The 25,471-nt window shown below is 36.2% G+C and carries 23 protein-coding genes; 9 read left to right on the top strand and 14 right to left on the bottom strand.

Annotated elements, in window-relative coordinates; all coding sequences use genetic code 11:
* Positions 1–176 precede the first annotated feature (176 nt).
* From VB694_RS09970 to VB694_RS09980, 3 genes are read right to left on the bottom strand one after another with little or no spacing between them, the layout of a single operon-like run.
* Positions 177–1,811: an RluA family pseudouridine synthase gene (locus VB694_RS09970; protein WP_323360163.1), complete on the bottom strand. Its 1,635-nt coding sequence runs from the start codon at positions 1,809–1,811 to the stop codon at positions 177–179.
* Between the two features lie 5 nt (positions 1,812–1,816).
* On the bottom strand, positions 1,817–2,482 hold the full coding sequence (locus tag VB694_RS09975) for a hypothetical protein (RefSeq protein WP_323360164.1): 666 nt from the start codon (positions 2,480–2,482) through the stop codon (positions 1,817–1,819).
* A gap of 36 nt (positions 2,483–2,518) precedes the next feature.
* Positions 2,519–4,189, bottom strand: a complete 1,671-nt coding sequence (locus VB694_RS09980) for an ATP-binding protein (RefSeq protein ID WP_323360165.1) — start codon at positions 4,187–4,189, stop codon at positions 2,519–2,521.
* A 742-nt stretch (positions 4,190–4,931) separates the two neighbouring features.
* Between VB694_RS09980 and VB694_RS09985 the strand changes: the two genes are divergently transcribed.
* Positions 4,932–5,930: a metal ABC transporter solute-binding protein, Zn/Mn family gene (locus VB694_RS09985; RefSeq protein WP_323360166.1), complete on the top strand. Its 999-nt coding sequence runs from the start codon at positions 4,932–4,934 to the stop codon at positions 5,928–5,930.
* A 47-nt stretch (positions 5,931–5,977) separates the two neighbouring features.
* Here the strand turns inward: VB694_RS09985 and VB694_RS09990 are convergent, their stop codons facing one another.
* Positions 5,978–6,946, bottom strand: coding sequence for an SDR family NAD(P)-dependent oxidoreductase (locus tag VB694_RS09990; RefSeq protein WP_323360167.1), 969 nt, complete (start codon positions 6,944–6,946; stop codon positions 5,978–5,980).
* A 167-nt stretch (positions 6,947–7,113) separates the two neighbouring features.
* Here VB694_RS09990 and VB694_RS09995 point away from each other — a divergent pair, with 167 nt between their 5' ends.
* The gene (locus VB694_RS09995) at positions 7,114–7,929 is read left to right on the top strand and encodes a DUF4253 domain-containing protein (RefSeq protein WP_323360168.1); all 816 of its coding nucleotides are present in this window, start codon (positions 7,114–7,116) and stop codon (positions 7,927–7,929) included.
* A gap of 18 nt (positions 7,930–7,947) precedes the next feature.
* Here VB694_RS09995 and VB694_RS10000 read toward each other — a convergent pair whose 3' ends face one another.
* Complete coding sequence (locus tag VB694_RS10000) at positions 7,948–8,826, bottom strand: NAD(P)-dependent oxidoreductase (RefSeq protein WP_323360169.1); 879 nt, start codon at positions 8,824–8,826, stop codon at positions 7,948–7,950.
* Positions 8,827–8,911: 85 nt separating this feature from the next.
* Complete coding sequence (locus VB694_RS10005) at positions 8,912–9,655, bottom strand: tetratricopeptide repeat protein (RefSeq protein ID WP_323360170.1); 744 nt, start codon at positions 9,653–9,655, stop codon at positions 8,912–8,914.
* Positions 9,656–10,167: 512 nt separating this feature from the next.
* Between VB694_RS10005 and VB694_RS10010 the strand changes: the two genes are divergently transcribed.
* The 5 genes from VB694_RS10010 (at position 10,168) to VB694_RS10030 (ending at position 14,428) form a co-directional block, all read left to right on the top strand.
* The gene (locus tag VB694_RS10010) at positions 10,168–11,133 is read left to right on the top strand and encodes a protochlorophyllide reductase (RefSeq protein WP_323360171.1); all 966 of its coding nucleotides are present in this window, start codon (positions 10,168–10,170) and stop codon (positions 11,131–11,133) included.
* Positions 11,134–11,991: 858 nt separating this feature from the next.
* Positions 11,992–12,216 carry an NAD(P)H-quinone oxidoreductase subunit L gene (gene ndhL / locus VB694_RS10015; protein ID WP_323360277.1) on the top strand — a complete coding sequence of 75 codons (225 nt, stop codon included), beginning with the start codon at positions 11,992–11,994 and terminating at the stop codon, positions 12,214–12,216.
* 24 nt (positions 12,217–12,240) lie between these two features.
* A complete protein-coding gene (locus tag VB694_RS10020; protein ID WP_323360172.1) occupies positions 12,241–12,540 on the top strand; it encodes a DUF3007 family protein in 300 nt (99 codons plus the stop codon).
* A 186-nt stretch (positions 12,541–12,726) separates the two neighbouring features.
* The gene (gene trpA, locus VB694_RS10025; protein WP_323360173.1) at positions 12,727–13,530 is read left to right on the top strand and encodes a tryptophan synthase subunit alpha; all 804 of its coding nucleotides are present in this window, start codon (positions 12,727–12,729) and stop codon (positions 13,528–13,530) included.
* Between the two features lie 241 nt (positions 13,531–13,771).
* Positions 13,772–14,428 carry a heterocyst differentiation related protein gene (locus tag VB694_RS10030; protein ID WP_323360174.1) on the top strand — a complete coding sequence of 219 codons (657 nt, stop codon included), beginning with the start codon at positions 13,772–13,774 and terminating at the stop codon, positions 14,426–14,428.
* Positions 14,429–14,530: 102 nt separating this feature from the next.
* Here VB694_RS10030 and VB694_RS10035 read toward each other — a convergent pair whose 3' ends face one another.
* Positions 14,531–16,432, bottom strand: a complete 1,902-nt coding sequence (locus VB694_RS10035) for a serine/threonine-protein kinase (protein WP_323360175.1) — start codon at positions 16,430–16,432, stop codon at positions 14,531–14,533.
* A gap of 165 nt (positions 16,433–16,597) precedes the next feature.
* On the opposite strand from VB694_RS10035, the gene VB694_RS10040 reads away from it, so the two are divergent.
* The gene (locus VB694_RS10040; RefSeq protein ID WP_323360176.1) at positions 16,598–17,086 is read left to right on the top strand and encodes a hypothetical protein; all 489 of its coding nucleotides are present in this window, start codon (positions 16,598–16,600) and stop codon (positions 17,084–17,086) included.
* A gap of 118 nt (positions 17,087–17,204) precedes the next feature.
* Here VB694_RS10040 and VB694_RS10045 read toward each other — a convergent pair whose 3' ends face one another.
* The 5 genes from VB694_RS10045 to VB694_RS10065 all read right to left on the bottom strand — a co-directional run bounded on the left by VB694_RS10045 (position 17,205) and on the right by VB694_RS10065 (position 22,437).
* Positions 17,205–18,125: a lysylphosphatidylglycerol synthase domain-containing protein gene (locus VB694_RS10045; RefSeq protein WP_323360177.1), complete on the bottom strand. Its 921-nt coding sequence runs from the start codon at positions 18,123–18,125 to the stop codon at positions 17,205–17,207.
* Entirely contained in the window at positions 18,125–19,087 is a 963-nt protein-coding gene (locus VB694_RS10050) for a hypothetical protein (RefSeq protein ID WP_323360178.1), read from the bottom strand. Before VB694_RS10050 ends, VB694_RS10045 begins: the two co-directional genes overlap by 1 nt.
* Positions 19,087–20,160, bottom strand: coding sequence for an AAA family ATPase (locus VB694_RS10055; RefSeq protein ID WP_323360179.1), 1,074 nt, complete (start codon positions 20,158–20,160; stop codon positions 19,087–19,089). The genes VB694_RS10050 and VB694_RS10055 overlap by 1 nt, the downstream gene beginning before the upstream one ends.
* 256 nt (positions 20,161–20,416) lie before the next feature.
* Positions 20,417–20,818 carry a transcriptional regulator gene (locus VB694_RS10060; RefSeq protein ID WP_323360180.1) on the bottom strand — a complete coding sequence of 134 codons (402 nt, stop codon included), beginning with the start codon at positions 20,816–20,818 and terminating at the stop codon, positions 20,417–20,419.
* 5 nt (positions 20,819–20,823) lie between these two features.
* Positions 20,824–22,437 carry a HEPN domain-containing protein gene (locus VB694_RS10065; RefSeq protein ID WP_323360181.1) on the bottom strand — a complete coding sequence of 538 codons (1,614 nt, stop codon included), beginning with the start codon at positions 22,435–22,437 and terminating at the stop codon, positions 20,824–20,826.
* A 22-nt stretch (positions 22,438–22,459) separates the two neighbouring features.
* Between VB694_RS10065 and ilvA the strand changes: the two genes are divergently transcribed.
* On the top strand, positions 22,460–23,971 hold the full coding sequence (gene ilvA, locus VB694_RS10070; protein ID WP_323360182.1) for a threonine ammonia-lyase, biosynthetic: 1,512 nt from the start codon (positions 22,460–22,462) through the stop codon (positions 23,969–23,971).
* Positions 23,972–23,985: 14 nt separating this feature from the next.
* On the opposite strand, the gene ylqF is transcribed toward ilvA, so the two are convergent.
* The gene (gene ylqF, locus VB694_RS10075) at positions 23,986–24,867 is read right to left on the bottom strand and encodes a ribosome biogenesis GTPase YlqF (RefSeq protein WP_323360183.1); all 882 of its coding nucleotides are present in this window, start codon (positions 24,865–24,867) and stop codon (positions 23,986–23,988) included.
* A gap of 52 nt (positions 24,868–24,919) precedes the next feature.
* Positions 24,920–25,285 (bottom strand): VOC family protein, encoded by a 366-nt coding sequence (locus VB694_RS10080; RefSeq protein WP_323360184.1) that lies wholly within the window; start codon positions 25,283–25,285, stop codon positions 24,920–24,922.
* Between the last annotated feature and the right edge of the window lie 186 nt (positions 25,286–25,471).

Below are 25,471 nucleotides of genomic sequence, written 5' to 3' on the forward strand. Positions count from 1 at the left end.
GATTTTTTCAAAATTCAAATATGAGTCCTATATGAGTTTACCGATAAAGGTGGCATCTTTACAAATATTCTGAATCAGGATTTCCAGGATTTAAGGATGAACAGGATGAAGATGAGGACTTTATCACCCACGGATTTAGATACCCAACTTCTTGAAGAAGTCGGGGGTCTGGTTGTTTAAAATGGCGTTTTCGTTTGTAAATGCAGTATTTCCCCTAAATGGGGATGTTGAAAAATGATTTCTCTAGCGTGTAGATGTAATCGGCTCATATTAGCATTGCAACCATACAAGCGATCGCCTAAAATTGTAACTCCCAATCCTCTGGAATCAGCGGCATGAACCCGTAACTGGTGGGTTCTTCCTGTGAGGGGGATAAATTCTACACGGGTATGGTTTCCTTGTTTTCCTATGACCCGAAATTGTGTCAAGCTGGGTTTACCTCGTTCTAAATCAACGGTTTGATAGGGGCGATTTTCAGGATTTCCCCACAATGGTAAATCAATTATACCTTGATTGATAGTCAAAGAACCTGCAAGAATAGCTTCATAAATTTTATGAATTTGTCGGTTTGTAAATTGTTGATTTAGCTGTGAATAAGTGGTGCGATCGCGTGATAATAATAGAATACCAGAAGTTTGTTGATCTAAACGATGCACTGTCATTAATTCCAGATTATAAAAATTCTGTAAACGACTGAAAACGCTATCTTGATTATGATGATAACGTCCCGGTACAGATAGTAATCCTGGCGGTTTATTCACAACAATCAACCATTGGTCTTCATAGATTATTTCTAGTTCTTGCTCCTTAGCAATTTTAGGTTTTAATCCTGATAGCAAAAACCCCATCAAAGGTTGACATCTTTCTACACAAGCACCATAAAATTGTCCCTGAATTTTATCCTGTACTGAAGATTCACCCCACCAAAATTCTGCCATTGCGAGAGGTTTTAACTGATGGGTTGCTGCATAATGTAACAATTTAGGAGCGCAACATTCTCCTGTACCTGTGGGTGTTCCTCCTGGTAGTAATTGTTGTAAAGATAGAGATTGTCCATAAAAATTAGTCAAACTATACGCAGCGTGCATTTGGGTTTGCAATTGTCTTGATAGTTTTTTGCGCTGTTGTTTTAGTTCTCTAATTCTATCATCTGCATTTGTTATTAACTCTTGTAATGGCTGCAAAATTTCATTTTGACGACGTTTGAGGTATTTTCTCTCAATTCCCTGTTGACGACTTTCGGCTTCTAATTCTGTGATGGCAATTTCTAGGGTTTTTCCGGTGAGGGTTTGCTGGTATTCTTGGCGTTTTGCTTGTCGTTGTTCTTTACTATGATGATGTTTTAAGTTGATTAATTCTAACTGCTGTTTAAATTCAAGAGCTAATGTTTCATATTGTTGTCTTTCGGGAATTTGTTTGAGATTTATTATTTCTTGTTTGATTTTTTCCAACTCAGTTAAAGTCTGTGTTTCTGCTAAAGCAATTTCTTCGCGTCCGGGAATTGGTAAAACCCATCCTCCAACCACACTATAACCATTTAAAAGACCAGAAAATGCTTTAATAACTCTTTGTTCACCGTTGGGTAATTCAACTAATAAAACACCATACATTTTACCTTCTTGGTTATAAATTTGATTTTGCTTCAATTGCTGCATTAAGCCTTGAGCAATTGCTTCTACTAAAGCTGTTCTGGGTAGTTTCAACAATTCACCAGTTTGGGGACATTTACCCTCATAGTAATAATGGGGATTTGTGGGGATAATTTCCGTATTAGGATGAATAAAATCTGATAACGAGTGTAGAATTACCATAACATTTATGAAACAGTATTAAGATTTTCCTGAGATTTTAAAAATTTTAATTCTTCCATCATATTTAACCGAGCTAATTTTTCAGATGACTCCAACATCAAAGATGTAAAGTAGATAGATGGACGCTGCAAAAATCGCTCTAATACTTTTCCTCTACCTGTAATATATTCTGTTTCTGAAACCCAAGCATATTCCTGACGAATAGCTTGAGTATATTCTTGATACTGAACTGAATCAGCAGATAAAATTGCTAAATCTGCATCTAGTAATACTTGTCCATCTATATTATCGGCTTGATGAGTTTTTGTACATAAAATTAGATTTTTTATTTTAGTAATATTTTCCGATGAAATTGCTAAATCTTTCAACATATCAGCCGCAAATTCAGCACTTTTTTCTTCATTATCTTGAGCATGAGTGTTATATACTACATCATGAAACCAGGCTGCAAGTTGTACAGATGGCAAATCTTCGACATAGTTTTTCAAAATATCAATTGTGCTAAGAATTGAGTGAATATGTTGTAGTGTGTGATAATAGCGTTTGGGGCTAGAATAAGCTGTAACAAGGCAACAAAATGCTTTATGAGCGGTTATTGATTCAACACTAAAGCACTGATTTGTATGCAGCCAATCAGATAATAAAATATCACTGAGGTTTGTTTTCAACATTATAAATTAAAACTCTATAAACTATATAAATAATAACTAATCTTGTTGCTTAATCGGAAGTTTAATAATAAATTCTGTTCCCTTCCCAGGTGTTGTAATGCACTGCAAATTACCTTTATGCTTGGCAGTAATAACCTGGTAGCTAATTGATAAGCCTAAACCAGTTCCTTTACCAATAGGTTTTGTGGTGAAAAAAGGATCAAATATGCGATTGCGACTATCTTCTGGTATTCCCATACCATTATCTGCAATGTGAATAACAATACACTGATTTTTCAGGACTTTTGTTTGAATTAAAATTTCCTTATTACTATTAGTTAATTCTGGGTAATTATCATTTTTTTTATTTTCTTCTAGAGCATCAATAGCGTTACTAATAATATTCATGAATACCTGATTTAGCTGCCCAGGATAACATTCTATTAAGGGTAAATCGCCATAATCTTTGATGACTTCAATTTCAGCTTCGTGCGGTTTTCCTTTAATTCTGTATTGGAGAATTAAAAGTGTATTATCAATTCCTTCATGGATATTTACTTCTTTCATCTCCGCTTCATCTAGTCGAGAGAAATTTCTTAAAGATAAGACAATTTCACGAATTCTTTTAGTTCCTACTTCCAAGGAAGATATTATTTTAGTAGTATCCTCAAGAATGAACGCTAAATCTATATCTTCTATGTAGTATTGAATTTCATCAATCGGCTGGGGATAGTAGGTTTGATACAAGTTTATTAATTCTAGCAAATGCTGAAAATATTCATTGAGTGGTGTAATGTTACCATGAATAAAGTTAACAGGATTATTGATTTCATGAGCTACACCAGCCACTAGCTGTCCCAAACTTGACATTTTCTCATTTTGAATTAATTGGGTTTGAGTTTCCTGAAGCTCTTGCAGTGTTTGTTCTAGTTCTTGAGCTTTCTGTGTTAATTGAATTTGAGATTGTTTAAGATTTATTTCTGCTTGTCTTCTATCAATTATCTCCTTTTGTAAATCTTGATTGAGTTCAAAAAGTTGAGATGTTCTTTCAGAAACTCTAGATTCCAAAGAATCATAAAAATTACTCAATTTTTCGGTCATTAGATTAAATTCATTAGCAAGCTGTTCAATTTCATCATTAGTTTTAATATCTAAATAGTAACTTAAATTTCCTCTAGCAATTTTGGCTACTCCCATTTGCAGTGTATGTAGTGAGTGAATAACTGGAATTATAATAATAATCAATTGAAACAAAAATATTAAAAATATTCCCATAATGCCTAAAAACATAAAATTGGTATTCATGTATCTGATTCTTGTCACCTTTGCATTTGCAGAATAATTCTGTTTTTGGGCTTTTTGAGAAATTGCAGATAGATAAAATTTAATATCTTTGACATAGGAGTTAATTGCTTTTAAATCCTGCTGTGATGTTGTTACAGTAGTGATATTTTTATCTAAAATATTTGCTAACCTGGTCAAAGAAGCATAACGACTACGTACAACCGATAATTCTGGTGTTATATCCATCAAAGGTTCTAACTTAGCCAAGTCAATGATAAAATTAGACCTGATTTTTTGATATTCCCCCATATTTATAATATTGCCATCTAAGACTACAACATCTTTGATAATTAAAGCTTGATCTTGCAAAGATTTTTCTAGATTATGTGACTTCAACACAGGACTTACGCAACTGATATATTGGTAGGGTGCGTCAGACTGCATAAATTTTGCAAATAAACGTATTTTTGATATCTGACGCACCCTACACCTACACCAGATTTTTGGTGTGACACTTACGTAAGTCCTACAACATATAGACTTACAATTCCCTATTGTCTGAGTAAATAAACAGTATCCGGGAAAATTATGTGCGATATACACTTTTTATTTAAACTAAAATTGCGCTCTAGTAAAGCTGTAATTAGCTCATATTTTTTAATATCTAGTACCAGTTCGCTTTCGTGTCTGATTTGACTTTAATCAAAGTCTGTTTATCCCCCGCTTTAATCTGATTATGTCGCAAATTGAGTTTCCCGAAAATTTGATAGATAAATCCTGAGCTTGCATCCTCAATTTCTTGAAGAAGCTGGGTATCTGGGCATAATTGCTGTATACTGGCTTGGTGTAGGTGAAATTTAGGCTAATATATTATGAATAACGACTTACTGGCATTTTTTGCAGGTGTAACGTTACTTATTGTCTATCTCATCTTCTCTGCGTTAACCGAAATGGGTACTAAACTACCAGGGAAGAAATGAGTTATGATTGTTTCAAATTTCTCAACTTATAAACTGGCACAAAAGAGTTATAACTAATTCAAGTATAGTAAGCCAGGTCTAAGAACACACTGATTTTCCATATACCGAGTATGCTGATGAAAATTTTTTAGTCACCACTGTACCTTTATTAAGCTAGATTCCAAGACACGATAATATATTTATTTGATTGTTATTTGATTATATTTATGGCAAAAAAAATCTTATGTAGAAATATCTTAAACATGGCATTTTTGGTAATTAGTATGGGATTTTTTGGATGCAAAAATCCCGATACAAATACTACATATATTCAATATAATCAGACTCGGAGGATTAACAGAAATCTCCCCCAAGTTGTAGTAACTACTAGTGTTTTGTGTGATTTAACTAAACAAGTTGCTGGAGAAACTATCAATCTTACTTGCTTAGTTCCTCCCGGTTTAAATCCGCGCATCTATCAACCAACACCGGAGGATATCCAAGCAATTCAACAAGCGCATCTTATTTTATATCATGGTTATAATTTTGAACCAAGTCTCATCAACGTTATTCAAACAACTCAAAGCAATGCGCCCAAAATAGCTGTTGGTCAACGTGCTGTACCTGAACCAGAAAGATTAGTAAAAAATGGAAAAAGTTTCACTGAACCACATATTTGGCACAATGTTAAAAACGCTATTAAAATCGTGGAAGTAATTAATAGCAGTTTAGATAAATTATCGCCCAAAAATAAAGAAAAATATCAAAATAAAACTAGTGAATTAACTAAGGAATTAAACGCATTACATAACTGGATTAAGTCTACACTTGCTACTATTCCTAATAAAAATCGCAAATTACTAACAACCCATGAAGCAATGATTTATTATGTCAAAGCTTATGGTTTTCCCTACAAAGGTAGTTTACCAGATATTAGGGATGAAGATAATTTGACAGACACAAGAGTGAAAAATTTGGCTCAATATATAGAAAAAGCTAAAGTACCAACACTTTTTGCAGATACAACGATTAATCCCCTGTTACTTGAGCCTATTACCAAACAAGCAAATGTGAAACTTTTTTCTAGACAACTTTATATTGATGGACTTGGTGAATTGAATAGTGATGGAGAAACTTATCAAAAAATGATGGATGCTAATACACGCAGTATTGTTGAAGGTTTAGGAGGAACTTATTTAAAGTTTATACCGAATGTTGGTAAGTAATTTTCACAAGGTTTTTCTCCTCAGTGATTGAGTAGTTGAGTAGAAATTTAAAATTTACTAACAATCATAGAGAATAAAATCACCAACCAGGGTATTGTTAAATCAGGAATTAACCCAGCATAATTTCTTAAAAAAGGTATTCCCATCGCTAAAATAAACCTCAGAGAACGCAAAGAAACAGGACGATTACCATTTTGATCAACAAATCCATATCTCTTAGCAACTTCAGCTACAACTTGGATTTTACCTGTGTATTTGATAATATTAGCATCAGATGCTAATGCAGCGATCGCTCTCCCCGTAAACAACGGTGTTTCCCAATTATAACCATCACCAAATGATGGAGAATTACCATTTTCTAAACTCTGTTCCTGTGCGAAACTTGTAATCTGTTCCGTACCCACAATACCCGGATAAATAGCCAAAGAAGTGACATTATACTCTTTTAATTCCTTAGCCATATCTGCGGCTAATCTATCACAAGCACTTTTTCCCACACCATAAGGTACACTAAAAATATAAGACATTCCGCCCCAAGAAGAAATAGTGAAAATAATCCCTTCATGGCGTTTTGTCATCATCCTGACGGCATAAATACTAGCAACATAATGACTCCGCAAACCCACATTATTAGCAGCATCCCAAAAACTCGGTTCAGACTCCCAAAAAGGCTTACCATAAGCTTCTCTTAAAGCTTGTACTCCTGCATAAACATTATTAACTAAAATATCCAATTGGCCATTTTGTTCTCTTTCAATGCGTTCAAAAAGTTGACGAATTTGTTCATCATCACTATGATCAACTTGAATAGGAATACAAACCCCTCCCGCTTCTATAACTGCGGTTTCAGTTTCCTGTAAACTACCACCAAGGCTATTATTATGATTAGGTTCAAGAGTACGTCCTGTAATATACACAGTAGCACCTGCTTCACCTAAACCAACAGCAATTCCTTTACCAATACCTCTGGTAGCACCTGTTACTAATGCGATTTTACCTACAAGATTTTTACTCATTTTTTTGTGATAAAATTTATATTTTCAGTATATAATTATTATATTAATTTTCCTGAATTTGTCAATTACATAACATTCTTAGTTGTCGATAAGGAGTGATAGGTGTCCAGACATTTTAGCTTTAATAATTAATAAATCTAATAAAAATACTTTTTAAACACCATCTTATGATTTATAAAATCACCGATATCCAAAAACTCCTTAAAAATACAATTCTGGACGAAGCACAAATCATTGAAATTAGCATACCGGCAAGTGAAGAAACAGCTTTAGTAATGCAGATTAATGTTGACAACAAGATTCAAGCATGGGAAATTATGAGATATCTTTTACCTCAAACTCAACTTTATCCGGTGATAGTTGCTTGTTGGTCAAATAAAAGCGATAGTTGGGCAGATGATATCATTAAAGAGGATTTATTTTGTCGTTTTGAATATGAATATGAACCGTCTTACCCTCAATATAAAAATACTGGCATTCAAGAATTAATTGAAGAAGTTAATAAGGTTGATATTACGCAATTTTTAACTGAAAAAATAGAGATATCAAAGGAAAAGTTTAACCAATATTTAGCATTATTGGAGCAGCAAAATCAAGAAAAATTATTGATTGATTTGAGCTATTTAGAATGGTATGAACCCATCAATCAAACTTTAGCATTAGTATTATTACCAATTCAAAATAGTTGGGAAATACTGGCTTATCTGCATTGGTATGGGGCTAGTTATATAGGTAGTGATAAAGTAATGGCTATGTTAAAATATTGGCATGAACAATATCACATAGATTTAGTAAGTCATTATGGAACTATGTTACAAATAACAGTGAAAAATAAACCAAAAACTTTAAAACAAGCTTTACAATTAGCAATTGAACAAGAAATTATTGCCCCTTGTACAACTATTTTACCAGGTATTTCTCTTGTAGATCATGCTTGTGCTTTATTCAAAACTGATCATTGGTTTCTGCATGAACGTCCTTAAGATTAAAATGATGGTGCATTACTCAATAGACTTTAATATTTCCAACTCTTCTCTCACAGATAATGTTTTATAACCTAAACTAAAAGCTTTTGAACTATCTAAAGAAATATCTTTTGGCCTTGGTGCTGCCATTTTTACATCTGCTTGCAGACAGGATTTGATTTTATCACTAGGAAGTTTTAATACTTCTACTAATATTTTACCAAAATCATAACGAGAAATCCTTTCTTTCCCACCTAAATGAATGATACCGTTAACTTTTTCTAAGGCTAATAATAGCCCTTTTGCGGCTGTATTTGCACTAACTGGAGTGCGAAATTCATCTATAAATAAATTCAGTTCTTTCCCCTCTTTCAATGTTTGGATAAATTGCTGAATAAAGCTTTTAGCTGTGGGTGTTTCTCTCCCAAACATTAATGGCATTCGACAAATTGCTGCCGGGGGATATAATTTTAATATACCTGTTTCTGCTTGGACTTTTTGCTCACCGTAAATATTCACAGGGGAAACTTCATCTGTTTCTTGATATAGTGGTTTTAAACCATCAAAAACCAAGTCAGTAGAGGTAAAAGCGAAGGGTAAAGAATTATCTGCACAAAGTCCGGCAATGTGACAAGATGCGGTAACATTTATGGTGTAAGATTCCTGGGGATGAAGTTGACAGTAATTCGGTTGAGATTGTGCTGCGGTGTGAATTACTGCATCCGGTTTGATTTCATTGAATATAGCCTTTAATTCCTGAAAGTTTGTTAAATCAACTTTCGAGATTTTCACATCTGATATTTCTAGAAAATGGGTATGATATGTACCGTAAACTTCCCATTTTTCTTGTTTTGCTGTTTGGCAAAGATGCCAACCTAAAAAGCCGCTTACACCTGTAATTAGGAGTTTCTTCATATCTCCTACATCAAATCAATTAAGTTTTTATCACCCTGGTAATACAGGTTGTGTTTATATAGATGCACTGAAGACAAAAGCATATTTATTGTAATAGTTGCTGAAACTGCTTTTGATCACGAATTTTATCAAAATCCGCATCAATTTTGGCTAATGGCTTATATTTATCAGGGAAAATTTTCATGGCTTTTTCTAGGTTCTCAATTGCTAGTTCTGGCTGGTTTTGTAAGGCATAATTACAGGCTTTGTTGTAATATACTTGATGGGAATTTGGCTGAATAGTCATTGCTTGGTTGTAAGATGCCAAAGCTTCTTTGTACTTTTGTAATTTTGTCAGCGCAATTCCTCGATTTATCAAGTATTCAGGTTTTTTGGTTTCAATAGCTATAGCTTCATCGTAGGATTTTACAGCTTCATCGTAACGCCGTAAAGCTGTTAAGGCATTGCCTCGATTATACCAAGCTTCATTTTTATTTGGGCGAATTGCGATCGCTTGATCATAGGATGATACAGCTTCTTCATATTTATGTAAAGCTATTAAAGCATTTCCCCGGTTAACCCATGTTTCTACACTGTCTTTTTTGATAGCGATGGCTTGATTATAAAATGTCAGAGCATCTTTATAGCGATTGCTATCTAAAAAACTGTTGCCTTTATTTAGTAATTTCTCTGCTTTTTGACTATCTTGTACTTCTGCTATCAGTTGTGCAACATTATTTTCTTGTACAACTTGCTTAGTATATTGTGTGGATGATATTGCCAAATCACCACAGCCAACTGTCAAAAAACTCATAAATCCACAGGCAATAAAGCATCGCTGAATAACCATTCTGCACCTACACAATTCACAATATGATGTTATAACTTTTGGATGATTGAACATTGTATCCAAGTCAACGAAACTATTATCAATTATCTTGTTTTTTATTCTCCCAAAAATGAAGATTTCGATAAAATTTGGTTAAAGTATAGTGACTATATCATGTTCAGGTGAACTTAATCAATTACTAATTAACACAATCTATTTTTAAATATCTTCTTATTTCATCTGTAATCTTGACTATCACTGTATTTTCACCCTTCTGTGAGATTGAGAATAATCAGGAATTTTAAATTTATTGCAAATACTTAATTAAATTTGTTATCAATTATTACTGTCTTCTGCCTTTAGTCAACGGTGATTATACAGCAGATTGTCAATAATTTAAGTCCAGAATTGAAACAAGAAGGCAAATATCAAGCAATCATCCAAACTGGGTTTTGAACCTTGAAGTTGTAAGCTATATGGGGAACGGAACGTGAGAACATATAAACAACCACAATCAACAAAGTCTCAAAAACATGGAAGAACAGCGTAAATCAACGGTTATAATTACAGGTACATCCTCTGGTGTCGGTTTGTACGCTGCCAAAGCTTTAGCCGCAACTGGTCAATGGCACGTGATCATGGCTTGTAGAAATTTGCAGAAAACCGAAGAAGCAGCCCAATCAGTAGGAATTGCAAAAGATAGCTATACAATCATACATCTAGACTTAGCATCTTTAAACAGTGTACGTCAATTTGTGACTGATTTTAGAAATACTGGCAGGTCATTGGATGCGTTGGTTTGCAATGCTGCCATTTATATGCCTTTAATCAAAGAACCTTTGTATAGTCCAGACGGATATGAGTTGAGTGTGGCCACAAATCACCTGGGACATTTTCTGCTGTGTAACTTAATCTTAGAGGATTTGCAAAAATCTGCGGCTGCTGAACCCAGACTGGTAATTCTGGGAACTGTAACACACAACCCCAACGAATTGGGAGGAAAAATTCCTCCCCGTCCAGATTTAGGAGAACTAAAAGGTTTTGAAGCAGGATTCAAAGCACCTTGTACCATGATTGATGGTAAGAAATTTGAACCTGTGAAAGCCTATAAAGATAGCAAAGTTTGTAATGTGTTGACAATGAGAGAACTGCATCGACGCTATCATGAGTCAACTGGTATCACCTTTAGTTCCCTCTATCCCGGATGTGTGGCTACAACTCCCCTATTCCGTAACCATTATCCATTGTTCCAGAAACTCTTCCCCCTCTTCCAGAAGTACATTACCGGTGGGTTTGTTTCTGAAGAACTAGCTGGTCAAAGAGTAGCAGCAGTAGTTGCCGATCCTGAATATAATCAATCTGGGATGTATTGGAGTTGGGGAAATAGACAGAAAAAAGAAGGGAAGTCCTTTGTGCAGCAAGTTTCTAACGAAGCCAGCGATGATGATAAAGCTGAAAAAATGTGGGAATTAAGCGCCAAGTTGGTGGGATTAGACTAAAAGATTCGTAAGTATTCAGCTAGAGCAATCGTTCATATCCAGATCCCCGACTTCACCAGATCAATTTATCATTTATGAACACAATAAACAAAAGAAGTCGGGGATCTTATGACATCAAAGATTCCAAATGAAAACTTGACTCTGCAAATGAGTCAAGGAATTATTATGATTTATGAATTTAATATTTTTTAATGGGAGTGGGGGGACTTGAACCCCCACGACCGTTTAAGGTCAACGGATTTTCATTCTCTCGCAGCTTTCGCTACTGCCTTTTTGTTTGCACAAAATTAGGTTTTGAGAATTGGACTCTCCCTTTACCCTCGTCTTTACGTTAGGGTAGCTCCCGTCGAGTCTCTGCACCTTCCCTGAATTTTGGATTTTCGATTTTAAATGGAAACCCAAAATAAAATCTCAAGTTTAAAATTTCCGGGCTTGGCTCAGGATTGCCATATCTGTAAACAGATTTAGGTTTCCCTGAATTTGACAGCTTCCACTTGAAAGATTTCTCAATCAAGGCTCAGTTTTCTAAGTCCGTAGCGTCTACCATTCCGCCACACTCCCAAAGGGTTTTAGATGTTTGGAGGTTTAAAAAACCACCTCATCTATTTCACCATTAATTACGTCTTTGTGCAAGTAGTTTTGAAAATCTTTTTTCAAACGCCACTTTTTTTATTTAGCACTTGCTCGTTTTTAACAGCGAAATTTGATTATAACACAATCTTACCTGTTTTTTGCAAAAATGCAAGTTATGTTGGAAAAATTTTTTCCTGCCTGAGCAAAACCCAGAAGTGATACTTCCCTGAGTCTGCCGATTCATCATATCATGGGGAGTAGATGCACCAAATATAGTCTTCTCAAATCCGACAAAAAATTATGGTTGTAGCACTACTGTATCTGATTTTAGCCGGAGCTTATCTTCTGGTAGTACCAATGGTTGTGATGCTGTACCTCAAGCTGCGGTGGTATACAGCTAGTTCTGTAGAGCGTGGGTTTATGTACTTTTTGGTGTTCTTCTTCTTTCCAGGTCTGTTGCTACTTTCGCCAATTGCGAATATTCGACCCCGGCGCAGACAAATTGTTTAATTAAATTGGTAGGTCATAACTCTCATGCGACGCATTGACGCAATCGGAATTACTTTGGGCGTTTTTTTGGCTGGTGGTTTGGCTTATGTGGCATTGCAGCTAGTCGGTATAGATGGTCAAAATGCTGGAATTTGGAGCCAAGTTTTACTGGTTGCTGGTTTAATGGGTTGGTTAGCCACATATCTTTTCCGTGCGGGGGGTAAAAAAATGACATACCATCAACAACGGGAAGAGTATGAAAAGGCTTTTCTCCAAAAGCGGCTAGATGAACTCTCTCCTGAAGAATTAGCGAAAATTCAAGCTGAGATTGAATCAGGAAATTAGATGACAGTTGACAGGTGACAGGTGACAGAAAAGATAGGAAGATGGGGAGATGGGGAGATGGGGAGATAGGGAGATAGGGAGATAGGGAGAATAATTATGTTCCCTGTTCCCTGTTCCCTGTTCCCTGTTCCCTGTTCCCTGTTCCCTGTTCCCTATTCCCTATTCCCTATTCCCTTTTTCTGATCAATGACTGCAATTTCTCGTTGTTTTGAAACTTTAAGACGGAATCAGGAATGCGCTCTGATTCCGTTTATTACTGCTGGTGATCCTGATTTAGAAACCACGGCTCAGGCTTTGCAGGTTCTAGATCGCTCTGGAGCCGATATTATTGAGTTAGGTGTTCCCTATTCTGATCCTCTGGCTGATGGTCCTGTGATTCAAGCGGCTGCTACCCGCGCTTTAGCAAGAGGTACTACTTTAGATCAGGTGTTGGAAATGTTGCAAGCTACTACTCCTAGTTTGCAAGCACCAATTATTTTATTTACTTACTACAACCCAATTCTGCACCGAGGGATTGATAAGTTTCTTGAACAAATTAAGGCTGCTGGTGTAGCAGGTTTAGTAGTGCCTGATTTACCTTTAGAAGAGGCAGCAGGGTTATTAAAACCTGCCAGTGAGGTGGGGATTGATTTAACTATGTTAGTAGCTCCTACAAGTTCTGCCCAGAGGATTGAAGCGATCGCTCGTGCCTCCCAAGGATTTATTTATTTGGTCAGTGTAACCGGTGTGACGGGAATGCGATCGCAAATGGAAAGTCGAGTTGCCGATTTACTCACACAAATTCGCTCTGTGACAGATAAACCCATTGGCGTAGGCTTTGGTATTTCCGACATTGAACAAGCGCGTCAAGTGAGGGAATGGGGTGCGGATGCAGCAATTGTGGGTAGTGCGATTGTTAAGCGGTTGGCAGCAGGAACACCAGCACAAGGACTGGATGAAATCGCTCAATTTTGCCAAAATCTCAAGACAGCTATTAAAACCCCCTCTTGATGATTTGGGAAAATTAGATTAAAAAGTATAACAGCGTAGTTTTTTTATCATCCCTTAGTGGACAATTTGACTGATATGGTCTTGAATAATAACAGCAGATGTCAGTCTGAAAAAAACTACCTGCTAAATTTGCTTATAGTTTGAGTCTTATGTGAATTGAAATTAGGCGATAAATTATGAGTGTGAGAGTGATTTTGTCAACATTGAGTTATGGTTTCGTCCTAGTTGAGGGGTAAAATATATGAGTGAAAGTATGGCATTTATCGGTGGAGTTGCTGTAGCTGGTTTAGCGGCTCTCCTGTTACTAAAAGGAACTAATATCCCTGGACAACAACCTAACTTCGCTGTTGCGCCACAAATGCCAGGTGCGGTTATAGCACCCCAGGTAATGCAGCCATCCATGCAATACCCTCCTAACTATGGGCAACCAGTATATCCCTATCAACAACCAATAGCACCAAATTCCGATCAACGACTGGAAATGGAAAAGCTAAACATGACCATGGAGAAGTTGAAAACTGATAATGAACAACTACGGTTACAAAATCAACAACTTCAAGGTCAGGTGCAAAATTTCACTCAGCAACAGTGGCAGTTAGCACAACAGCAAAATCAACAGAAAGTAGCTGCACTACCAATGGAACAAAATCCCTGGTGGTCATCACCCATAGTTTGGGCTGTAGGTGGGGCTACACTAACTATTGGTGGTGGTGTTGTTGTTGCTGGAGTTTTATCTTTGTTTTCTCCCAAGCAACGTCCTACCCGTACTGTACAGGTAATTCACCCCTACCACGGCACAACTCCACCTTTAGCTACAGTTCGACGGGCTGAATTTTTACCATCCTCTCGCACAGAAGCTAGACGGGTAGAAACGGCTGAATACGACGAACTGCATTAAATAGTTCAACATTAAATTCAGTTTAACTCAGTTTCTAATGGTTGGATTTTGTCAAGCCTAGCTAAAAGCGGGTTAATTAACCCTTGTCACCCGTTAAGGTTTTTAATTGGTTGTAGTTGTGTTAGGGCTTTCTGTAGATTTTGATGTCTTATCATTATCTGCTTTTTCTTTCTGTTGAGAATTATTTTGATTGACTTGGGTGTTTGTTTGGGGAAGAGCCTGTTTAGCAACGTTTTCTGCGGCTTGTTTAAACATTGGTTCTAATTTGTCTTGCCAATATTTAATATTAGGTAATTTGTCGGGATTATCTCGATAAGCTAAGACTTGATCCCATTGACCGTTATCAATAGCTTTATTAATCTCATTAGCTAGTGCTTCAGCCTTAGCCCAGTCTTGCTGCCATTGGTTTACAATCTCAACAGTTTCTTTAATCCCAGAAGCTGCATTTGCAGGAATTGTTTTCAGTTGAGTAATAGCCCCTTGCAAATCTCCTGATTCAAACTTTCGTCTAGCTTGTTCAACAATCTTAGTTTTGTCATCACTAGCTGGTTTTTCAGATGTTTCTGGTTTGGGAGTAGCAACAGCAATTGGTTTGGGTTCCGGTTTGGGAACAGGTCGAGAAGCAATTAAGGGACTATCATCTACAGTTTGAATAGAAACTCCTTGATCTCGCAAACAAGAAATCCATTGTTCATTATTAATAATGACATCCGAGTGCGCCCAAGCCGAACGTCCAGATTTGAGTTTAAGTTCTATCCAACCGCGTTTTGTGCGCTTACCTGTCACATCAAAATCACTAGCATCACCAAGAGTTTTGAGAATATTATCAGAATTAATCGCACTCGGTTCAGAACGAATATTAGAATTTGCTGCGACTACAGCCAAGCAGTTTTTTGATGATGTGTTATTTTTCCCTGTCCAATTAGCAGCTAAATTTTTGACATTTGGATATAAATTTGTCACCAAAGCTGCCGCACCACCTGCTAATAATAAGCCAATTACCAATGGTAAAGGATCAGGCTTGCTGGAATCTTGATGAACAGGTTTAGGAACGACAGGATTAGCAGGTGCAAAAGCGACAGTTTGCTGTGAAGAGAATTGAGATGCTTGAGAATATGGGGGTTTGGGGGATTGGTAGCTGATGGGTTTGGGAGATTCAGAAACTGAAGATGTAGAAGTCATACTCACAAACTCTCTACAGGCTTGCAGTGCTTCCGTGGCTGTTTGGTAGCGGTCTTTGAAGTGATAACGTATCATTTTGCTAAGAATTTCTGCCAGGTGGTAATTGACAGGCAGAAAATGTTGCCAGAGAATTTCACCTGTGTTGGCATCTTCTTGAAATTGGTTAGCAGGTACTCCTGTTAAGGCTTGAATTGCAATGATTCCCAGGGAATAAATATCACTATTAGGCCGGGGTTTACCTTGTCCTTGTTCTGTAGGCATATAACCAGGTGTACCAATAGCTACAGTAGCGGTGAGTTGTGCGCCAACTGTGACTAATGGCGATCTTAATTGTTTAACTGCCCCAAAATCTACTAAAACTAATTTATAATCAGCCGCGCGACGGATGATATTATCTGGTTTGATATCACGGTGAATAACGCCTTCTTGATGGACAAATTCTAAAATCCCCAGAACTTCCAGCAAAAGTTGCATGACTTGGTTTTGATTCCAAGGTTGGCCTGGTATCAGTTCTTGACTCAGGGTATGCCCGTCAATATATTCTTGGACTAAGAAAAATTCTTGGTTTTCGTCAAAATAAGCGAGTAGCCTGGGTATTTGGTCATGGTTTCCCAATTTTTCTAAAGTTTCGGCTTCGCTATTGAATAGACGTTTAGCAGTTTCAAAGATTTTTTGGTCAGTGCTGACGGGTTTGAGATGTTTGACAACGCAAATGGGATTACCAGGCCGCCTAGTATCTTCGGCAATATAGGTTTGACCAAATCCTCCCGTTGCCAAAATGCGTATGACTTGGTATCTATGGTCTAGTAGTTTGCCTATCATGTTCCCTCCCCAGTTTTAACACCTAATTTTCCAAATGGTAGTCAATATCTCCACATTTTCTTCTAGGAAATCCGCTATCTTGAGAAAAGATTTAGACTAAGAATGCAGTTTTTTCATAAAAACAACAAATTTTTACTTTCTATTTAGTATCTCTGTTAACTAACAATGCCACCTAAGATAACAAACTCCGCTACATGGCAGCAAGCTGAACTTCTTATGCAACCGACTTTTATCCGGGTTGTCGATAATATTCGTAAGCATCTGGATACATCCTTGTGGAAAGGAACTTATCACGATGTATTGATTTGGCCACCTGGTACGACTGATAAAACCAAAGCTATGGTGACACAGTTGTTGCAAGATATGGAAACTGCGACACCGGCACAGGTGGAAGATATTCGAGAACATCTTGCCCTTTTGCCCATACCCCATCCAGGATACCATCTGCGTTTGCAACATCAAGAGCAGCAAGTCAATGTGGATTTGTGGGATTTGTGTTATCAAGTGTGTTTTTTAAATTACAGTGCAAATAATGAACCTGTTGATATTGATACTAGTTTAGTCGATGAGTCGGGGGATGTGGATTGGCAACATTTGGAAAATAAAACTCAGCAGTTAGTTAAACAGGTATTTGACAGTTTACCAGAGGGTTGATGTGTGAGGGGTGTGGTGTGTGAGGGGTAGTGTAAGATTATACAGCTTTTGGAATAGAATTCTGGGACTAAAATAGTACATAAAAAGAATACAAGATGTTGCTAGTAGTAGCAGAAATTTATTTTTCAGCAAGACGTTCATCGAGGGAAGCTAAAGCAGCGCCGGTAATTTCTGCGAAAATGCTAATGAGACGATAAAGAGCGATCGCACTAATTACTAAAGCAGCAGGGAAACGATGCTGTAAAATGGCTATAGCTGTGGCTTCAAATACCCCTAAACCACCGGGCGCACCAGGAACAACTAAGCCTAATACCCAAGCAAAACTAAAAGCACCTAATAATAAAGGAATTTGGCTTAAATTTAATGAACTTAGCGCAAACATAGTTAATATAAATCCAGTTCCCCGCAATCCTAAAAAAATTAATTCCCCCAATAAAGGACGTAGAGGATAGCGTTCAATTCTTAAATTAGTAATAGACTGATTTTCTGATGCTAAATTTTTGTTCTTTAATTTATATAAAAAATGAATTACTGGGTTCAAAATCCAAGGATGAACAACTCCCAACAATATAATTAAACTTATAAATTTCAGAATTTGTAACCAAAAATTAGGATCATTAATTGCTAATTGACTACCGAATAAAACCACAGTAATCAAAGCCGCAGTAGCCATAAGTAAAGGTTCTAATAAAACGCTTAAAGTTGCTGCACCCGCAGAAATATTCGCATTTTTAGCTGCTAAAATTCGCCCATAATAATGCCAAATATTCCCAGGTAAATATTTAGCAATATTCGTCTTTAGATAAACTTGAATAAATTCAGCAGCTGATACAGATTGATTTAACTCTTTCAATATCCAAGTCCATATCCAACCAGCCCAAATATGTGCAATTAAAGTTACACCTGTAGCAATTGCTAAAATTGCCCATCCGGCTGCATCAATACGGATAGCTGTTACTTCTAGCCAATTATCTTTTAACGCTTTCCCTAAAAAAAATAGGGTGACTCCTAAAATGAATAGACGTAAAACTTTTTTCATTATTTGTGTAATTTCATTATCATATTAGCAGCTTGTTGAAAATAAGGTTTTAACATTAAACCCAACTCTTGAACAATCAGAGAATTTGTATTGTTGTCTAATTCTCGTAAAATTAACTCTTTAAAAGATGGCTCACCTAAGTTTTCTATTGAAAGATGTTTAATAGCTTCTGTACGTAAATGCTCTACTGCTTCCTTACCTCTAAAAAATATTTTAGCTTGTTGAAAATCAAATTTACTAGGATCATTAATATATGATTGCCAAAACTTTTCTTGCACTGTATCTGTAAACATTGATTTTAACCTAAATATATTTTTTCTAGATTCTCTAGCTTTATTAACTATCTGATTTTTAAACCAAACTTCCATATCTGGTAAAAATAAGGACTTTGGTTTATCTAAACTTAACCAGAGATTATGTCTAAATCTAAACCTTAAACATTCCAAAAACTCTTCCATAATTAAGTTCTGAAAATATTGTATTAGCCATTTATCTAGTTCTGCTTTGGTTACATTATTTGTAATGTTGCTTCTATATGGCTTAAACTGTGATGTTTTTATAGGTATCTGATTTAATAAATTAGCTATCGTTTCTGTGTCTTCTAGTAAAAAATTTTCCCATTCATGTCTAGACCAATAAATTATTTTTACAGATTTAGAGTTCTTTTTTAGAAAATCACTATCTGGTTTTGAAGTCATTTTATTAATCTCTTCCTGTGTTCTAAAATCTCTATCAGAAATCGCAATTATTGGTATACTTTGGTGTAATTTACTTTTAGGGTAGATTAATTTACCTATAGAATTAAAGTTTCCACTACCACCTATCTCAACTACTTTATAGTCTATTGTTGATAACAATTCTTTATTGATTAGGTTATCAATAACTCTACGAATAAATGGAACTTCGGGACTTTCCGGTTCACCTTCAATTAAGATATATAAAAAATTATCTAGAATTTCCATTATTTTTCTCCCAAATCACCCAATTTTATAATTTCCGAATCATAAAACATTTCTGCTACTGTTGGGGAATGGGTGGTAAAAATATATTGATTATTAGAGTCATCACTCCGTAAAACTTGAATTAATCTTTTTTGCCAAGCGGGATGTAAATGTAATTCAACTTCATCAATAAGAACAATAGAATTTTTAGCGGTATCTGCTGCTAAACCAACTAAAATTCTTAAAATTTGATGTTCTCCTGAACTCATTTGTAGTAAATCATATTCTACACCCTTTCTTTTGAGAATTACAGTATCAGAATCGGGACCTGACTCTAAACCTATTAATTCTGAAGGGAAGCAAATTTTATTAAATAATCTTTGAACTCTCTTCCAATAGGATTCCCCATATTTTTCTTCATTCCATGTTAAATCTTTACGATAATATTCATTTAACCATGATAAAACATCACTATGTGCATTTTGATCTTCTATATTTTGTTGATTAAAACTTTTAAATAGCCTAACTGTTCGTCTTTGATCAAAATAACAAACACCACCAATTTTATCAAATATTTGTGATGTATACAAAGTTCTATTGACTGATTCAGAAGCTCTGCCTCTTGCACCTAGAACTTTAATAGAATCTTCAGGTATATAACTATAGTGATATAAACTCTTTGGTTTTGGTTTTCTATTTGGAAAAGACCAGATAACTTTTGCTGGACTTCCTAAAGGTGGAACTGGGTTGGATAAATTAAAGTTTTGCGGTAATTCTAGTGATGAATAAACATCATTAATAGCTTCTGCTTCATCTTGTTCAATGGAATATTCAAATGTTATTTGAGCTATATTACCTCTACCTCTAACTAATTGTTGTATGTTATATTCTAAACCTTCTCTTAAAGATGGATTTTTGGGATTTTCAAATACTTTAACTACAACATGAATGGCATCTAATATTGAAGTTTTGCCTGAACTATTAGGACCAACAATTAAATTGATAGGTCGAGGACGACTAAGTAAATCGGTAAAATCTAAAGAAATATCTTTGATGGCACGAAAGTTTTTTATTTCTAAGGTGTGTAGTTTCATATAAATGTGTTTTTTGTAATTAAGTATATATTTTTGGATGTAATATAATTTGCTACGGTTGATGATAAAAGCTATTAGGTTATAGCTTTATTATAGCAGGGATACTTGCTATAAGCAATTTGATTGATAATTTATAGAGTTGTAAAGTTTACAGTGTTGATTGTTTGTTTGATAGCGTTCACCTAGTGTGCCGTAGGCATAGCGTGGTGCAAGCCATATCAGGACTTCCAGGATTTTAGGATTTACAGGATGGTTTTTATTCAATAAACAAACTTGCATTAACATGAAACAAATTACCCAACATCTCACTTTGTTCTTTTGTTACTTTTACATGACCATTAATTACTTTATTAACTAACTCAATTGAACCAGAAATAGGAACTAAATGACTTAATTCTAAATCCTGCGCTTCTAATAAATGCAAAATTCTGGAACGAGGAGTAGAACCATTTAGTTGATAATGTTGATTTTCAAAGTCCGCAATTAATCTCACTAATAATTCTAAAAGTGTATTTTCTTCTGTTGTGAGGTGAGGACGAGAAAGTAAATCTTCTACAATTGCTAAAAAATGCTCGTTTTCTTCCTCGGTTTTGATGACTCGTGGTTGATATTGAGACAGTAATTTACTGTAAGCTTCTGAATTGAAATTAATATTCATTGAAATTAAAAATTAGTGGATAAAAGATGAATAATTAATTCCTTATCATTTCTTTGCATAAAGATATCTTTAATTTCTTCTGGACTAAATCCTACTTCGTAAAGAAAACATATTTCAATTATCAGCTTAATTTTTTGAGACCAGTATCTCAGGAGATTATCATTAGCAGCTTGTTGTTTTAGAGATTCGTCACCATGATCATCCAAGTGCGTTAAATAATTTCTCATCCTGACTATTTTATAAATAAAAGAATCTCTCATTTTTCTTGATTTAAATAAATTACTCTGTTCTATAAATTCACCCAACGCTTCCGAACATACATTAATTATTTCTACTAAACGCTTTCTTAAATCAAGTTGATTGCTTATATAAACTTTCCCCTGTGGAACAAGCCTGTTTTTAAGCCATGTTTTATATTCTTCAGGAGTTTTATTGATAATTTTCTCTACTCTTTCGCTATGTTCTTCCTGTGAAATCTCATATTGCTTCATTGTTGGATTCTTTCTGTGATATGCTTCAACTGATTGCATTAAATTAAGAAATTCTTGTTGTGGATACATATAAGAATTATATATTGTTCCAAAATAGAGTTCATAAATTGGTTCTAATAGCTCTATTTTTCTAAACCAGTTTCCAAGATAGTATTCAAATTTGCTAGAAAGTTTACTAAATGTCAAAAGCATATCATAGGGCATGAGATTCTTAGTGACTATTGGGGTGTTTGAAACTTGATACAATATATTAACGCTTATAGGTCTATATTCCATCAAGCCTGTTATTGAACTAAAAGCATCACCCATTTTAAGTCCACGAATAAATAAAGGATATACAGGTTTAGTAACACAAAGACTTAAGAAGTTCTGAATATGTCTCATAACCTTTTCGTACTCTTGAAGAGATTTCTCTTCATCAGACTCTATCACGATATTTACTTGTTTATTGATATTTATATCCAGCTTATCCCAATCATAATCAGCATATAATTCCATAAATACCTGCCAGTCTTGCTTAATATTAACTGGTTCAATAAGTTCTCGTCGTTTGTATTTTATAGAGAATTCTTCTTGAGAAAGTTCTATATTTGGTAAGCCCATTTGTGACCATTCATTTAAGTAAGAGTAATAAACAATAAGACTTTTGAATTTAATATCTGATTCTTCTTGGAAATGAAAACCCGTAAATACTTTATATACATAAAACTGACAAGTTCCAAAACCAGAAGAAATAGAAATATTTAACGATGACCGAAAGTAAGAACATTGATACAAAGTAATAATCTTCCCTGTGGATACTTTACCTAGTATGAGAGTATATAGTGCTGGTTGGCGTTCTGATTGAATATCTATAAAAGAGCTTATTAAGTCTAATACTGCGCCACTGTTAGGATTAAATTTTAGAGTTCCAAATACTTTTTTGTCAGGGTTATCAGGAAGCCACCATTCACCTCTTTCTTCAAACTCTTCAAACATATCTAAATCAACTCTTTTGACGTAATTTTTATTTAAAAGCTGCTTAAGATAAGAGTATAACATTTCTATCAAGCAAGGATGGCTACATGAGATTAACACCCAAAAACCCATCCCCCCAAACACCCAACAAGCGGTAGAATTAAGATCCATCCCCAAATTGCATCTATAGCCCATGTATTGCGACTACCTGGTACAAATCCTCACCGCCCGCGTTTATGATGTAGCCCAGGAAACACCACTGGAAAATGCTCCCAACCTCTCCCACCGTATCAACAACAAACTGCTGCTGAAGCGGGAAGATATGCAGTCTGTCTTCTCCTTCAAGCTGCGGGGTGCATATAACAAAATGGTCAACCTGACACCAGATTTACTGAAACAAGGTGTGATTGCAGCTTCTGCGGGAAATCACGCCCAAGGTGTAGCCTTAGCTGCCAGTCGCTTGGGAACAAAAGCAATTATTGTCATGCCCGTAATTACGCCCCAGGTAAAGATAAACGCAGTCAAAGCACGGGGAGGAGAAGTTGTATTACATGGCAATAACTATGATGATGCTTATGCCCACGCCCGGCAATTGGAAGCAGAAAAAGGGTTAACCTTTATACATCCCTTTGATGATCCTGATGTCATCGCAGGACAGGGAACCATCGGTATGGAAATACTGCGACAATATCAGCAACCTATCCATGCAATATTTGTGGCTATCGGTGGCGGGGGTTTAATTTCCGGTATTGCAGCTTATGTAAAACGGTTGCGTCCTGAAATCAAAATTATCGGTGTCGAACCCGTAGACGCTGATGCTATGAGTCAGTCTCTGAAAGCCGGTCATCGGGTGCGCTTGTCCCAAGTGGGTTTATTTGCGGATGGGGTAGCGGTGCGTGAAGTGGGAGAAGAAACCTTCCGCTTGTGTCAGCAATATGTAGATGAAATTATTTTGGTGGATACTGATGCTACCTGTGCAGCGATAAAAGATGTTTTTGAGGATACACGATCTATTTTAGAACCTGCGGGGGCATTAGCGATCGCAGCTGCTAAAGCCTACGCCGAACGAGAACAAATACAAGGGGAAACCCTTGTTGCTGTGGCTTGCGGTGCTAATATGAACTTTGACCGCTTGCGGTTTGTGGCAGAAAGAGCAGAATTTGGAGAACGTCGAGAAGCCATTTTTGCGGTGACAATTCCCGAAGAACCAGGAAGTCTGCGTCAGTTTTGTGAATGTCTAGGCAATCGCAATCTCACAGAATTTAATTATCGCATTGCTGACAACCAAGAAGCACATATTTTCGTCGGCGTGCAAATTGAAAACCGCGTTGACGCAGCCAAAATAGTTGACAAATTTGAAATTAACGGTTTAAAAACTATTGATTTAACCGATGATGAATTAACAAAATTACATTTACGGCACATGGTTGGTGGACGTTCTACCCTTGCTCAAAATGAATTATTATACCGTTTTGAATTTCTCGAACGTCCTGGTGCATTAATGAAATTTGTCGGTTCTATGTCTCCTGATTGGAATATTAGTTTATTTCATTATCGTAATAATGGCGCAGATTATGGACGTATTGTGGTAGGTATGCAAGTACCACCTAATGAGATGGAACAATGGCAGGAGTTTCTTGATTCTTTGGGTTATCGTTATTGGGATGAAAGCCAAAATCCTGCTTATAAGTTGTTTTTGGGTTAGTGGTTATTTTATTTTTAATGCGGTGGAATTTCCAAAGGTATATTACCTAAAAGTCCTTTGCGAAAATCAGTAACCAGAGTTCTAGCTGCGCGTTCCACATCTCCTTTATAACGATGTTCTGCTAAAACTTGTAAATATGCTTCTCCTGTGTGGATGAGAGAATCAACTTCGTAGCGTGAAAGTAAAGGGTGCTGTGGTAATAAATGAGGATGTGTTTCTTGCAGTTCATTGATAATGTCTACGAAAGCTCCAGCTACTAGCTGATTATCATAAGATGCTTCGCCGATATCATCACAAATCGCTAATTTCACTGCGGCGGCTTGATTTTCCATTCTGGAGGGAATAACACCCGGAGAATCTAGTAATTGCAATTGGTCGGAAATTCGCACCCAACGCAGTTGACGAGTCACACCAGGACGCGCTGCACTTTCAACGACTCGCTTTCCTAGCAACCGGTTAATTAATGCTGATTTGCCCACGTTGGGAAAACCAATAACTACCGCTCGAACTGCACGGGGTAACATTCCTCTATCTTTTCTGCGTTGGTTCAGTTCTACCCCTGCTGCTTGCGCTGCTTTGGCTATGGCTGTGATACCTTGACCATGTTGAGCATTGGTAAAGTAAGGTACTTGTTCCTGGCTTTTAAACCAGTCTACCCAAAGCGATCGCACTTGGGGCGATATCATATCTAAACGGTTAATTACCAACACCCGCGACTTACTCCCCACCCATTCATTCATCTGCGGATGGTCTGTAGATAAAGGAATACGTGCATCTCGTACCTCTAAAATCACATCTACCCGTTTTAGCTGTTCTTGTAGCTTTTTTTCAGCTTTGGCGATGTGGCCGGGATACCATTGAATGAGATTTAATTTGTAGTTTTGAGTTATAGACATTGGGAACTGGGGACTGGGGATTGGGGATTGGGGACTGGGAAGAAGATTCTTCCTAATGACTTTGATGTAAAATTAGACGATTACCGTCAGGGTCGTAGGCGTAAATTTCTCTACCGTGGGAAGCTGTGGCAATTTCTCCTGGAGGTGGATATCCTAAATATTGTAGGTGAGCGATCGCATTTTCTAAATTACTTACTTCTAAACATAAACTGAGCGGACTTTTTATATTTGCCGCAAATTCTGATTCATGATTTTTCTTGGGTTGAAAAATACCTAAACTAAAGCCAGAAATTTGAAATTCAGCATAAACATCGGGAATCAGGTTTTTGGGTTTTTGTTCTAGTAGCTGAATATAGAAGTTTACCAACTTATCAAAATTCACCGTGGCAATGGTGACTAATATATTATTATACTGCATATATACAATAATTCGTAATTTTTAATTATATCATGTTCTCGGTTCTCGTTCCCATACTCTGTATGAGAATGAATTGTAAAGGCTCTGCCTTTATTGATAGCAGAGTCAGAGTCTCTGTGATAGCATTCCCAGTCAGAGACTGGGAACGAGATAAACATCAAAATTCATTCTTTATCCTGACTCCTG

Origin of the sequence: Anabaena sp. UHCC 0451 (assembly GCF_034931405.1) — a bacterium.
Lineage (GTDB): Bacteria > Cyanobacteriota > Cyanobacteriia > Cyanobacteriales > Nostocaceae > RDYJ01.

Bases quoted from the DNA above. Each gene is read 5' to 3' on its own strand.
- VB694_RS09970 (WP_323360163.1), bottom strand. From the start codon at position 1,811: ATGGTAATTCTACACTCGTTATCAGATTTTATTCATCCTAATACGGAA.
- VB694_RS09975 (WP_323360164.1), bottom strand. From the start codon at position 2,482: ATGTTGAAAACAAACCTCAGTGATATTTTATTATCTGATTGGCTGCAT.
- VB694_RS09980 (WP_323360165.1), bottom strand. From the start codon at position 4,189: ATGCAGTCTGACGCACCCTACCAATATATCAGTTGCGTAAGTCCTGTG.
- VB694_RS09985 (WP_323360166.1), top strand. From the start codon at position 4,932: ATGGCAAAAAAAATCTTATGTAGAAATATCTTAAACATGGCATTTTTG.
- VB694_RS09990 (WP_323360167.1), bottom strand. From the start codon at position 6,946: ATGAGTAAAAATCTTGTAGGTAAAATCGCATTAGTAACAGGTGCTACC.
- VB694_RS09995 (WP_323360168.1), top strand. From the start codon at position 7,114: ATGATTTATAAAATCACCGATATCCAAAAACTCCTTAAAAATACAATT.
- VB694_RS10000 (WP_323360169.1), bottom strand. From the start codon at position 8,826: ATGAAGAAACTCCTAATTACAGGTGTAAGCGGCTTTTTAGGTTGGCAT.
- VB694_RS10005 (WP_323360170.1), bottom strand. From the start codon at position 9,655: ATGGTTATTCAGCGATGCTTTATTGCCTGTGGATTTATGAGTTTTTTG.
- VB694_RS10010 (WP_323360171.1), top strand. From the start codon at position 10,168: ATGGAAGAACAGCGTAAATCAACGGTTATAATTACAGGTACATCCTCT.
- VB694_RS10020 (WP_323360172.1), top strand. From the start codon at position 12,241: ATGCGACGCATTGACGCAATCGGAATTACTTTGGGCGTTTTTTTGGCT.
- trpA (WP_323360173.1), top strand. From the start codon at position 12,727: ATGACTGCAATTTCTCGTTGTTTTGAAACTTTAAGACGGAATCAGGAA.
- VB694_RS10030 (WP_323360174.1), top strand. From the start codon at position 13,772: ATGAGTGAAAGTATGGCATTTATCGGTGGAGTTGCTGTAGCTGGTTTA.
- VB694_RS10035 (WP_323360175.1), bottom strand. From the start codon at position 16,432: ATGATAGGCAAACTACTAGACCATAGATACCAAGTCATACGCATTTTG.
- VB694_RS10040 (WP_323360176.1), top strand. From the start codon at position 16,598: ATGCCACCTAAGATAACAAACTCCGCTACATGGCAGCAAGCTGAACTT.
- VB694_RS10045 (WP_323360177.1), bottom strand. From the start codon at position 18,125: ATGAAAAAAGTTTTACGTCTATTCATTTTAGGAGTCACCCTATTTTTT.
- VB694_RS10050 (WP_323360178.1), bottom strand. From the start codon at position 19,087: ATGGAAATTCTAGATAATTTTTTATATATCTTAATTGAAGGTGAACCG.
- VB694_RS10055 (WP_323360179.1), bottom strand. From the start codon at position 20,160: ATGAAACTACACACCTTAGAAATAAAAAACTTTCGTGCCATCAAAGAT.
- VB694_RS10060 (WP_323360180.1), bottom strand. From the start codon at position 20,818: ATGAATATTAATTTCAATTCAGAAGCTTACAGTAAATTACTGTCTCAA.
- VB694_RS10065 (WP_323360181.1), bottom strand. From the start codon at position 22,437: ATGGATCTTAATTCTACCGCTTGTTGGGTGTTTGGGGGGATGGGTTTT.
- ilvA (WP_323360182.1), top strand. From the start codon at position 22,460: ATGTATTGCGACTACCTGGTACAAATCCTCACCGCCCGCGTTTATGAT.
- ylqF (WP_323360183.1), bottom strand. From the start codon at position 24,867: ATGTCTATAACTCAAAACTACAAATTAAATCTCATTCAATGGTATCCC.
- VB694_RS10080 (WP_323360184.1), bottom strand. From the start codon at position 25,285: ATGCAGTATAATAATATATTAGTCACCATTGCCACGGTGAATTTTGAT.